Raw genomic sequence first — 11,925 nt, 5'->3', positions numbered from 1 at the left:
AAACTCATGATAAAATTTACTTTTTACTTATTTTCACTTGTTTTAATTTTTGCCGCTAGTCGCGTTATTACAGTTAAAAATCCGGTTCATGCCGCTTTATTTTTAGTATTAACGTTTTTCTCTTCGGCTGCAATTTGGCTATTGTTGCAAGCAGAATTTCTCGCAATGGTACTCATTTTAGTTTATGTTGGCGCTGTAATGGTGTTGTTTTTATTTGTATTAATGATGTTAAATATTAATTTTGATACTTTACGTGAAGGTTTTGTACGTCATTTGCCACTAGCTATCTTCGTTGGCTTAGTGATTTTGGCAGAAATGGTTTTAGTAGTTGGTGCATGGGATCATGCTATGCCAACAGAAGTTGCCGCCGGTAGTAATACTGCCGCTTTAGGATCAATATTATATACTGAATATGTTTATCCTTTTGAAATTGCAGCGGCAATTTTATTGGTTGCAATGATAGCAGCAATTGCTTTAACCATGCGCCCACACACACGAGCTAAATACCAAAAACCAGAACAACAGGTTAAGGTACGTCGTGAAGATAGACTAAGAATTATCAAAATGGACGCGGAAACAAAGGATTAATTATGCCAGAATTAAATGAATTTCTAATTGTAGCAGCGGTATTATTTTGCATTAGTGCCGCTGGTATTTTTCTAAATCGGAAAAATCTCCTAATTATACTTATGTGTATTGAATTAATGTTGTTATCAGTCAACATGAACTTTATTGCATTTTCTTATTTTAATGCTGATTTAGCAGGGCAAGTATTTGTATTTTTTATCCTAACTGTAGCAGCGGCGGAATCTGCTATTGGTTTAGCGATATTAATAATATTATTTCGTAATAAATACAGCATTAATGTCGATGACATTAATACGATGAAAGGATAACTAGATGCAAAATATTTCTCTTGCGATTGTATTAGCTCCACTATTTGGAGCCATTATTGCGGGATTATTCCCAGTTAGCAAGCGCGTTGCTCATTCAGTCACAATTGGCGCCGTTGGTTTATCCTTTGTTCTATCTGTATGTGTATTTTATAAGATAGTTATATTAGGAGAAGCCGGTTTTAATGAAACTCTTTATATATGGTTAGAAGTTGGTGCGATAAAGTTTGAAATCGGCTTTATGGTTGATTCACTTACTGCTATGATGATGTTGGTTGTCACCTTCGTATCCTGGATGGTACATATTTATACTGTTGGTTATATGCGCGATGATCCGGGTTATAATCGCTTTTTTAGCTATATTTCCTTATTCACTTTTGCCATGCTGATGTTAGTGATGTCAAATAACTTTATGCAGTTATTTTTTGGCTGGGAAGCGGTAGGTTTAGTCTCTTATTTGTTAATCGGTTTCTGGTTTACCAGAGAATCTGCAATTTATGCGAACTTAAAAGCTTTCTTAGTTAATCGCGTTGGTGATTTTGGTTTTATTTTAGGAATTGCAGCAGTTTTAATGTATTTTAATAGTCTGAACTATGTTGAAGTCTTTAGCCACGCTAATGAACATAAAGATACTATGATGCAAATAATTCCGGGCTTGGATTGGTCAGTTATGACTGTTATCTGTATTTTACTGTTTATCGGTGCTATGGGTAAATCTGCACAATTTCCATTACATGTCTGGTTGCCAGATTCTATGGAAGGTCCTACACCTATTTCAGCCTTAATCCATGCAGCAACAATGGTAACAGCAGGTATCTTTATGGTAGCGCGTATGTCTCCATTGTTTGAATTAAGTACAACTGCACTCAGTTTTGTGATGATAATTGGTGCTATTACAGCCTTATTTATGGGTTTATTAGGCTTGGTACAAAATGACATCAAACGAGTTGTAGCTTACTCAACTCTGTCACAATTAGGTTATATGACTGTAGCTTTAGGAGCCTCAGCTTATGCTGCTGGTGTTTTCCATCTGATGACACATGCGTTTTTTAAAGCTTTATTATTCTTAGGTGCAGGTTCAGTGATTATTGCTATGCACCATGAACAAGATATGCGTAAAATGGGTGGGCTGAAAAAATATCTACCAATTACCTATTGGACAGCGTTAATAGGCTCATTAGCATTGATTGGATTCCCCGGCTTCTCTGGCTTTTTCTCCAAAGATGCTATTATAGAAGCCACTCATCATGCCTATGAAGCAGAACGCGCTGGTGCTGGTTTTGCCTATTATGCAGTTTTATTAGGTGTATTCATTACAGCTCTATATAGTTTCCGCATGTTCTTCTTAACCTTCCACGGCAAAGAACGTATGGATGAACATACACGTAGTCACCTACATGAAAGTCCAAAAGTTGTTACCATTCCGTTGATTTTATTAGCAATACCATCCGTATTCATAGGAATGTTGACAATAGAACCAATGTTATTTGGTGAATATTTCAAGGGTGTAATAGCACATAATCCTTTCAATGCAGAAGACTATCATGGCGTAATAGGATTTATGATACATGGAATGTTACAACCACCATTTTGGTTAGCAATGGCAGGTGTAGGAACAGCCTATTATTTATATATGAAAGCACCTCACATTCCTGAACAAATTACATATCGTTGTAATCTGTTTCATAAAATCCTATTGGATAAATATGGCTTTGATAGATTCAATGATTGGTTCTTTGCAGGTGGTACACGTAAAATTGGTAACATCTTCTGGAAAATAGGTGACATCAAAATCATTGAAGGTATAGTAAACGGTCTTGCTAAGATGGTAATTTGGCTATCTAGCGTCATTCGCCAGACTCAAACTGGCTTCTTATATCATTACGCCTTTGCCATGATTTTAGGCTTGGCAGTATTATTAGGAATTTTCGTCTTTGGAGCTAAATTATAACTGATATGTTTACTGATTTTTCATTACTAAGTCTATTAATATGGTTACCAATACTAGGTGGTATTTGGGTAATCATCCTTGGAAACAATCAAGCCTCAATTGCTCGCCCGATTGCTTTGGCAGTGTCATTAGTGACATTTTTATTGTCACTAATTCTATATTTTGGATTTGATACTACAACTCCTGCTATGCAGTTTACTGAGACACTGTCTTGGATACCTGCTTTTAATATCCAATATTCTTTAGGTGTAGATGGTATATCTATGCCATTGATTATCTTAACAACTTTTACTACTGTATTAGTAATAGTAGCTGGTTGGGAAGTGATTCAAGATAAAGCGGCTCATTATATGGCTGCCTTCCTAATTATGAATGGCTTAATGGTTGGGGTATTTGCCGCTTTAGATGCAATCCTGTTCTATGTGCTATGGGAAGCTATGTTGATACCAATGTTTCTCATAATTGGTATTTGGGGTGGACCAAACCGCGTTTATGCTACTATTAAGTTCTTCCTTTATACCTTTTTAGGTTCAGTATTTATGCTAATTGCATTGTTATATTTATATTCACAATCAAATAGCTTTGCAATTCTGGATTATCATAAGTTAGCGATACCGATGACAGCTCAGATTCTGATATTTTTAGCATTTTTGATCGCATTTGCTGTTAAGGTTCCAATGTGGCCTGTGCATACTTGGTTGCCAGATGCTCACGTTGAGGCACCAACTGGTGGTTCAGTAATCTTAGCCGCAATCATGTTAAAAATGGGTGGTTATGGCTTCTTACGCTTTAGCTTGCCTATTACACCTGATGCAAGTCAGGAATTAGCTTGGCTCATGATAAGCTTATCGCTAATAGCCATTGTTTATATATCATTTGTCGCTTTAGTACAGCAAGACATGAAAAAACTCATTGCTTATTCCTCTATTTCACACATGGGATTTGCGACATTAGGCTTTTTCCTTGGTAGTAGTGTAATGGGAATAGAAGGCGGCATGGTACAAATGATCTCACATGGTTTTATTTCAGGAGCTTTATTTCTATCTGTGGGAGTACTTTATGATCGCTTACATAGCCGTCAAATTAAGGATTATGGTGGAGTTGCTAATACTATGCCTAAATTTGCAATGTTTGCAGTACTATTTGCAATGGCAAACAGTGGCTTACCAGCAACTTCTGGATTTGTCGGAGAATTCCTAATAATTCTAGCATCATTTAAAGTAAACTTTTGGATAGCTTTTGCCGCTGCTACTATAATGATCCTTGGAGCCGCTTATACTTTATGGATGATAAAACGAGTATTCTATGGAGAAATCGGCAATGAAGGAGTAGCTGCTTTAAAAGATATAAATGGACGCGAAACCTTCATTTTAGCTACGTTAGCAATAATAGTATTATTCTTTGGTATTTATCCAGCACCAATGCTAGATGTGATGCACAGCACTGTTGAGCATTTGGTTCAACATATTGGTATATCTAAAATACCAAATTAATTTCTTCTTTATTTTGGAGTACAAAGCTTAGCTTTGAACTCCAGTTTTTAACGACAGCAAATAAAAAAATGACCCTAACATTAAATACAACATTAATTTTACCAGAAATAATAATGCTAACAATGGCTTGTGTCATACTAGTCCTTGATGCTTATTTACCTAAAAACTTAAAAAATTTAACTTATCAATTAACTCAAGGTACTTTAATCGCTACCGCCATCTTAATTTTTGCTACTTATCCTGAGAAATCAGAATTGGCTATGAATGGCATGTTTGTCAACGATGTTATGAGTACTATTTTAAAACTCTTTATTTTATTAATAGTTTTTTTAGCATTTCTATATTCACGACAATATTTACAGGATCGTAAACTTTTAAAAGGTGAATATTTAGTATTAGGTTTATTTGCCACCTTGGGTATGATGATAATGGTATCCGCTAATAGCCTATTAACAATCTATTTAGGTTTAGAACTATTATCTTTATCATTATACACAATGGTTGCCATAAATCGCGATTCACAACAAGCCTCTGAAGCGGCAATGAAATATTTTGTTTTAGGTGCTTTAGCTTCTGGTATGTTGTTATATGGAATGTCAATTATATATGGCGTTACCGGAACCTTAGATTTAAATGCAATTGCTCAAGCTATCAGTCAAACAACTGAACATAAAACTATATTAGTATTTGGATTAGTATTTATAGTCATAGGCTTAGCATTTAAATTAGGCGCAGTACCATTTCATGTTTGGATTCCAGATGTTTATCAAGGCGCACCAACAGCAGTTACTTTATTTATAGCAAGTGCCCCGAAAATTGCAGCATTTGCAATGTTAATCCGTTTACTTGCTGATGGAATGCAAAGTTTACATGGCGATTGGCAAAATATATTGATTTTATTATCAATTCTATCAATGGCAATTGGTAATATTATCGCGATTGCTCAAACTAATATTAAACGCATGTTAGCCTATTCTACAATTGCTCACGTTGGCTATTTATTGCTTGGAATCTTGACAGGCACAAAAGATGGCTATGCCGCTTCCATGTTTTATGTATTAGTTTATACATTAATGACAGTTGGTGGATTTGGCATGATATTGTTATTAAGTAGAGCTGGCTTTGAAGCAGAAAGATTAGAAGACTTTAAAGGCTTAAACCAAAGAAATCCTTGGTATGCAGCAGTAATGCTAATACTAATGTTATCAATGGCAGGCATACCACCAATGTTAGGCTTCTGGGCAAAATGGGCAGTATTAGCACAAGTAGTACAAGCGGGCTTAGTATGGTTGGCAATAATAGCAGTAATATTTGCAATAATTGGCGTGTTTTACTATTTGCGAGTAATTAAGCTTATGTATTTTGACGATGCAGAAGATTTAACTCCGATTACAGCTAATACAGATATGAAAATAGCACTTAGCGCAAATGCTATATTGATTTTAATGCTGGGATTAATGCCATCTGGGTTGATTTCGCTTTGTTTGGGGGCTTTGGGGGTTAATTAAGAAACCAAACCTGACAGGTTTTAAAAACCTGTCAGGTTTTATATATATAAACAACACCAACCGCCCCGCTTTCATTCATGACGCTTTACAAAAAGCACTAGAATATTATCATGAACGCAAACTCATAGAAAAACATCGTCAAGGATATCTTCGTCAGCCTATAGAAAAAAATGAATTCTCAGTATGGGGTAATGAATGAAACGAGGTGAAATTCGTTGGTACACTTTTAAAGCACCTAGCAATCAGTGCCAATGCTATATTGATTTTAATGTTGGGTATTAATGCCATCGGGGTTAATTAAGAAACCAAACCTGACAGGTTTTAAAAACCTGTCAGGTTTTTAGACCATTATTTAACCAATGTCAACCAATCTTTATATTTATCATTACGCCCATGAGCTGCATCAAAATACAGACTTTGCAGTCGTTCTGTTATTGGTCCTCTTTTTCCATTGCCTATTGTACGGTCATCTAGTTCTCTGATTGGAGTTACTTCTGCCGCTGTGCCGGTGAAAAATGCTTCGTCTGCTATATATACTTCGTCGCGACTTAGGCGTTTTTCACATATTGTTAATCCTATGTCTTTTGCTAACTTAAAAATCGTGTTTCTGGTGATTCCATTTAGTGCTGAAGTTATTTCTGGTGTATATACAATTCCATCGCGTACTATGAAAATATTTTCTCCGCTACCTTCGGCTACATAGCCTTCTGTATCTAATAATAGAGCTTCGTCGTAGCCACAACTTACGGCTTCTTGTACCGCTAGTAAAGAATTCATGTAATTGCCTACTGCCTTGGCTTTACACATGGTTATGTTTACATGGTGACGTGTATAGGAAGAGGTGCGGATGCGAATGCCTTTTTCTAATCCTTCTGCTCCTAAATAACTTCCCCAATACCACGCTGCAATGCTTACGTGAACCTTTAAAGCATCTGTATGTAACCCCATACCTTCTGAACCATAAAAACATAGTGGGCGAATGTAGCCACTTTCTAAATTATTGTCGCGAACTGATGCAATAATAGCTTCATTGATCGTGTCTTGATCGTAAGGAATAGACATATTCAAGATATGCGCTGAATCAAATAAGCGGCGTGTATGTTCTTTTAAACGGAAAATTGCTGCACCCTGATCAGTTTTATACGCGCGAATGCCTTCAAATATTCCCATTCCATAATGTAAGGTATGTGTTAAAACGTGTACTTTTGCATCACGCCAATCTACCATTTTTCCATCAAACCAAATTACACCATCTTGGTCTTCCATTCCCATTATTTCTCTCCTCTTAATTTCGCAATATGATATTTGTTTGTTAATACTTTAGCTGCTGCTGAGATTAAATCATCAGACCCTGCTATATAAACTTCAAAGTTACTTAAATCTGGATAATCTGTCACTATTTGATTGATAGTTTGTGTTCTTGTATATTTTAAATCATCTAGGGCATCCACCCAAGAGCGGCATAGGTTATGTTGATAGGGTTCTGTTTCATCATTAGTTATCCAATATAAATGATTGATAGTCTCATTGTCTGAAGCTATAACATGTTCAATCAGACTTTTAATTGGTGGAAAACCTTTATCATCAGTAATAAATAATGCTGGGCGTTTTAAATCCTCTTGCAGAACAAAATCACCATGTGGTGCTTCTAGTTTAACTATTTGATTAAGCTTTAAATTTTTCTTAAATTTGCAACTTAAATGAAATTCTAAATTACGTCCATCACAAGGGCAACTGGCAATAAAAGCTTGAATTTCAGTATTATCAAATTGCAATGTTGCATATTGCCCGGCTAAAAAACGTAGAGTCTTAGTGCGCGGTGTTTGCAGACGCAATAAGAATAGATCTTCATTTAATTGTTCAAGCTTTTTGACTTTAGTATCAACTTGTTGTAATGGAATATCTTCAGGATTATGAGCTTCAGCGGCTTCAATGGTTAAATCAGTTATTGCTGTACAACTGCATAATAGCTGATAATTCATTTGCTTTTCTAAATCGGTAAAAACATAATCGTGGTTACGAATTGTTTGTACTTCTCCTGAAACTATTCTGGCTTTACAAGCACCACAATTACCATTTTCGCATCCATAATTTACAGCTAACCCTGCTCGTAGTGCCGCTTCTAAAATAGAATCTTTACCTTCAACAAAAAAATCATGCCCACTAGGAATTACTTTTACTTGAGCAGCTATGATACGTAATACAGTATCGTTAGCTAATAATTGAGCTGCTGGTTCTAATTTTGGGCTACGTTGTATTTCAGTACTTAGCCATTGATGTAAACTATCATCACCAAATTCAGCTAATTTATTATTGATAGTATCAAGTAATTCACTTTGCCTGTTAAATGCTGATTTTACTTCTACTAATTCTTTACCCAACTTAATTAAACGAGCTATTAGAACGTCTTGACTTGGCAAAGCAGATTCATGTTCTCGTGAGCTTGTAAATGTAGCAGCGGCTTTAATCTGTTTAACCCGCTCTAACATATGAGTATCATCTATTTGAGTTTCTGGATAAGCACGTAATAATTCTGTGACTTGTAATTTGCCCTCAAATGTAGATAATTCACCGTTTTGGATTTTTTTTTGAATTTTGCTGCGCGTCACACCCACTAAACGCGCTGCTCTGGATAAACTTAAAAGTTGAGGCATTATTGTTCTAATAAACGTGGCATCAATTCTACTAAATTACAGGGGCGTGTACGATAATCTAATTGGAATTGAATGATTTTTTCCCAGCCAGTTTTACAAGCTCCAGATGAACCGGGTAAGCAAAATATATAAGTAGCATTTGCTACTCCTGCTAAAGCACGAGATTGTAAAGTTGAAGTATTAATTTCTTCATAAGAAATTGCACGAAATAGTTCACCAAAACCTTCAATTTCTTTATCGAATAGTGGCTTAATAGCTTCAGGTGTGCTATCTCTGCCAGTTACACCAGTACCCCCAGTAGTAATAATAGCATTAATTTCTGGGTTGGCAATCCAAGTTGATACTGCTGCTCGCATTTGATAAATATCATCAGGCACTATCAGCTTATCAGCGCGATTATGCCCAGCGGCTGTTAAATTTTCAACTAGCGAATTACCAGATTTATCATTGTCTTCTGTGCGGCTATCTGAAATAGTCATTACCGCAATATTTAATGGAATAAAATTTCTTTGCATTGTATTATCTTAATAATTTTAAACGAATTGTACCAGCTTTTACACGAATTCTTTCAGCATATGTAGTTACACTATCACCCATTTCAAAACTACTACCAGTTGCTAAATAAGCGTCAGCACCCCAAGGCTGCATTTCAACTTTATAACCACCTTTTACTTCTGTAATGATAAGTGCTTCTATAGGTTTAGAACCCCAATCTTGTTTTAAATATAGCATTAATAAACGTTTTTTGGCTTCACCTTCTAAACCACGAGATTCACGCGCTGTTCGTTCTGCTGTTTCTAAAACCTGAAATAATTCTTCTTCATTATAAGGAATTTCTTCACCAGTGCTATGAGCAATTAATTGTCGTTGCATTACCAAATCTGCAAAGCGGCGCAAAGGTGATGTGAATTGGGTGTACATAGATAAGCCTAAACCACTATGTTGCCCTGCCTGTAAGGATAATGAAGAACGCCCTAAGAATTTACGAACCTTATGAAAACCCAAAGGATCAGTCATCATTTCTTTACTAATTGGTTCTGATGGAGGCGTTTGAACACGATATATCAAAGGCACTTGATGTTTATCTGCATATTTAGCCGCTACATGATTAGCCAATACCATCATTTCTGAAACTAAGGTGCGACTTGGCGAATTTCGTTCAAGCACTGCCAATTTAATTTCATTATTTTCAACACCAATTTTATATTCTTGCCGCTGTAAATTAAATGCACCATTATCTATACGCTTATTCTGTACATTTTTGGCACAATCTAACAAATTACGCAAATCATCAGCCATTTGATCTTCAGATTCAGCTATTAATTTATCAGCATCACTATAATGTAAACGTTTTAATACTTTAACTGTTTCTCGACTAATTGTACTATTAGTTATGTCACCCTGATCATCCAACCATACCCTAATTATAATAGATGAACGAGCTTCTCCAGCGGTTAAACTAGCAACATCGCAAGAAAGATATGGCGGTAACATTAAAAGATGTTGCGTAGGTAAATAAACCGTAGTACCACGTCGCATAGCCTCTTTATCTAAACTATCACCTCGCTTAATTAAATTAGCAGGATCAGCAATAGCAATACTAATTTTCCAGTTTGAACCATCGCGTTCAATAGCTAAAGCATCATCAACTTCACGAGTGTCTTCATCATCAATACTAAATGATATTTCAGTAATTGATTCATCACTGGCAACTTGTAAAGCTTGAGCCGCTGCATTAACAGCACTAGAAAATTCAGGTTTTAAACCTGCTATAATAACATCACGATCAGCATCTATTGGCAAACGCCCAATCTTTTGCAAAATTTCAAATACTAATTCGCGTTCAGTAAGTTTAGCCAGTGCAGCAGTTGGACGAATTAATTCATCAACTTCTTTATCAGCATCGCCTCTTAACCAAGCTTCTAAGCGTTCAACAAACGGTAAAATATCATCAGATATAGCAGTGACTTGAAACTTATCAACTTCCTGATCCTTAGATAAATGTAAAAAAATTGGCAATGGCAGTTTAGCCATTTTTTGTAACCAATCTTGGGCTAACTTTATGGCACGAACTCGTGCTTCTTCACGTTCACGTTGTTGTTTTAATTCCTGAACTTGTTCAGCGGCACGCGGTTCCCAATTGCGACTACGACGCTTAAAATGTAAACGATCATCAGCAATGCCACGCCAAATAGCCATTAAATGTTCAGTAGTAATTTCTCCACCAAAGTATAAATCGGCTAATTCCTTAATCTCTGAAATTTCTAATTCTAAAGCGTTTTCCCATAAAAGTTCAATGTCAATTTCCTTAGTTAATGAATTGACTTCGCTATGAATGGTACTGATTTTGAGTTGCCAATCTTCTACATCATGTGCTAAACTAGGATGTTGCCATAATAATTTTTCTTCAGATAAACGTAAATCGCGCCCTTTCTCATTAATCCCTTGAATTTTTTTCTTTATTCGTTTAGTAGTGCAGATAAAATAAACATTATCATTATCTTGAGCCACCCAAATTTGACCTTCAAATTCTGTCACAATGTTACCCTTGTTAGCTTATGTAGTTCTTTTGATGTGATACGAATATTATTATATCAGATGTATCTAATAATTAATTACATCGCCAATAACTATGTTTACATAGCCATTTTCTAAATGTAGCTTCAGCTTGATAAGCTTCTACTTCCATTTTATTATTATCATAACTAAATCCACCATTTATAAAATGTTTTGCGTATTCTGCACCGAAATTGCTAATTGATTGTAGTTCTTGATATTGCTTTACATGATAAATTTCATGGCTGAGTAAGGTTAATAATCCACCATTACGTGGTTTATAGGCTCTTTTTATGTATATTATATTTCCAAAGGTTTGAGCAAGTGTATCATCCATTATACTTATGGGCCAATTTTTTAAAATTTTATGTTTATTTAATAACTTGGCTTCATAAACTATACGTATTTGATAGGGATTGAGTTTCCATTGTTTTAAAAATGGACCCAACCATTTACGTTGCCATTTAGTGAGTCGTTGTAGTTTTTTATTGTGTTGATTTATATTTTGCTTAAATATGTCTTTAGCAAAGATCGGAAAAAATTTCTTTCCCCATGTTGGTAGTAAATTGGTATTGAAATTTTGTTTACATATTAATTGGTAGAGTTCACATTCTAATTGTTTGGAGTTTGATGGGCATGTTTGCCCGCATGTCCAAGCATATGAGGTATTTGTTAGTGTTTTCATAGAGTTTTGCCTAAATACCTGTCAGGTCTGATAGTTTTTATTTTTATGAAAGATTACTTGTACTTATATTTGTAGGGTGGGTAGAGCGACAGCGAAACCCACCATTTGGTATTATGATCGGTGGGTTTCGCTGTCGCTATACCCACCCTCTGTCTCTTATACACATCTGACGCTGCCGACGAGCG

The 11,925-nt window shown here is 35.6% G+C and carries 10 protein-coding genes; 5 read left to right on the top strand and 5 right to left on the bottom strand.

Features of this window, described 5'->3' with window-relative positions; genetic code table 11:
* Positions 1-6: 6 nt before the first annotated feature.
* From BHU68_RS08560 to nuoN, 5 genes are all read left to right on the top strand, one after another.
* Complete coding sequence (locus BHU68_RS08560) at positions 7-588, top strand: NADH-quinone oxidoreductase subunit J (RefSeq protein ID WP_069472068.1); 582 nt, start codon at positions 7-9, stop codon at positions 586-588.
* A 2-nt stretch (positions 589-590) separates the two neighbouring features.
* A complete protein-coding gene (nuoK, locus tag BHU68_RS08555; protein ID WP_069472069.1) occupies positions 591-896 on the top strand; it encodes an NADH-quinone oxidoreductase subunit NuoK in 306 nt (101 codons plus the stop codon).
* 4 nt (positions 897-900) lie between these two features.
* Complete coding sequence (nuoL, locus tag BHU68_RS08550) at positions 901-2,844, top strand: NADH-quinone oxidoreductase subunit L (protein ID WP_069472070.1); 1,944 nt, start codon at positions 901-903, stop codon at positions 2,842-2,844.
* Positions 2,845-2,849: 5 nt separating this feature from the next.
* A complete protein-coding gene (locus tag BHU68_RS08545) occupies positions 2,850-4,337 on the top strand; it encodes an NADH-quinone oxidoreductase subunit M (RefSeq protein ID WP_069472071.1) in 1,488 nt (495 codons plus the stop codon).
* Between the two features lie 68 nt (positions 4,338-4,405).
* Positions 4,406-5,845, top strand: a complete 1,440-nt coding sequence (nuoN, locus tag BHU68_RS08540; protein WP_069472072.1) for an NADH-quinone oxidoreductase subunit NuoN — start codon at positions 4,406-4,408, stop codon at positions 5,843-5,845.
* 348 nt (positions 5,846-6,193) lie between these two features.
* Here nuoN and BHU68_RS08535 read toward each other — a convergent pair whose 3' ends face one another.
* The 5 genes from BHU68_RS08535 to BHU68_RS08515 form a co-directional block, all read right to left on the bottom strand.
* Positions 6,194-7,117 carry a branched-chain amino acid transaminase gene (locus BHU68_RS08535; RefSeq protein ID WP_069472073.1) on the bottom strand — a complete coding sequence of 308 codons (924 nt, stop codon included), beginning with the start codon at positions 7,115-7,117 and terminating at the stop codon, positions 6,194-6,196.
* Complete coding sequence (locus tag BHU68_RS08530) at positions 7,117-8,499, bottom strand: 2Fe-2S iron-sulfur cluster-binding protein (RefSeq protein WP_069472074.1); 1,383 nt, start codon at positions 8,497-8,499, stop codon at positions 7,117-7,119. The genes BHU68_RS08535 and BHU68_RS08530 overlap by 1 nt, the downstream gene beginning before the upstream one ends.
* On the bottom strand, positions 8,499-9,014 hold the full coding sequence (gene moaB, locus BHU68_RS08525; RefSeq protein ID WP_069472075.1) for a molybdenum cofactor biosynthesis protein B: 516 nt from the start codon (positions 9,012-9,014) through the stop codon (positions 8,499-8,501). Before moaB ends, BHU68_RS08530 begins: the two co-directional genes overlap by 1 nt.
* A 4-nt stretch (positions 9,015-9,018) precedes the next feature.
* Positions 9,019-11,037, bottom strand: a complete 2,019-nt coding sequence (locus tag BHU68_RS08520) for a ribonuclease catalytic domain-containing protein (protein WP_069472076.1) — start codon at positions 11,035-11,037, stop codon at positions 9,019-9,021.
* Between the two features lie 73 nt (positions 11,038-11,110).
* The gene (locus BHU68_RS08515) at positions 11,111-11,740 is read right to left on the bottom strand and encodes a hypothetical protein (RefSeq protein WP_069472077.1); all 630 of its coding nucleotides are present in this window, start codon (positions 11,738-11,740) and stop codon (positions 11,111-11,113) included.
* Between the last annotated feature and the right edge of the window lie 185 nt (positions 11,741-11,925).

The sequence above is a fragment of the Candidatus Marithrix sp. Canyon 246 genome (genome assembly GCF_001723685.1).
In the GTDB taxonomy this organism is placed as follows: Bacteria; Pseudomonadota; Gammaproteobacteria; order Beggiatoales; family Beggiatoaceae; genus Marithrix.
This window is presented reverse-complemented; position numbering and strand designations above follow the sequence as displayed.

Coding starts and splice junctions, on each gene's coding strand:
- nuoN (WP_069472072.1), top strand. CDS start 4,406: ATGACCCTAACATTAAATACAACATTAATTTTACCAGAAATAATAATG.
- nuoL (WP_069472070.1), top strand. CDS start 901: ATGCAAAATATTTCTCTTGCGATTGTATTAGCTCCACTATTTGGAGCC.
- BHU68_RS08560 (WP_069472068.1), top strand. CDS start 7: ATGATAAAATTTACTTTTTACTTATTTTCACTTGTTTTAATTTTTGCC.
- BHU68_RS08515 (WP_069472077.1), bottom strand. CDS start 11,740: ATGAAAACACTAACAAATACCTCATATGCTTGGACATGCGGGCAAACA.
- BHU68_RS08545 (WP_069472071.1), top strand. CDS start 2,850: ATGTTTACTGATTTTTCATTACTAAGTCTATTAATATGGTTACCAATA.
- BHU68_RS08530 (WP_069472074.1), bottom strand. CDS start 8,499: ATGCCTCAACTTTTAAGTTTATCCAGAGCAGCGCGTTTAGTGGGTGTG.
- moaB (WP_069472075.1), bottom strand. CDS start 9,014: ATGCAAAGAAATTTTATTCCATTAAATATTGCGGTAATGACTATTTCA.
- nuoK (WP_069472069.1), top strand. CDS start 591: ATGCCAGAATTAAATGAATTTCTAATTGTAGCAGCGGTATTATTTTGC.
- BHU68_RS08535 (WP_069472073.1), bottom strand. CDS start 7,117: ATGGGAATGGAAGACCAAGATGGTGTAATTTGGTTTGATGGAAAAATG.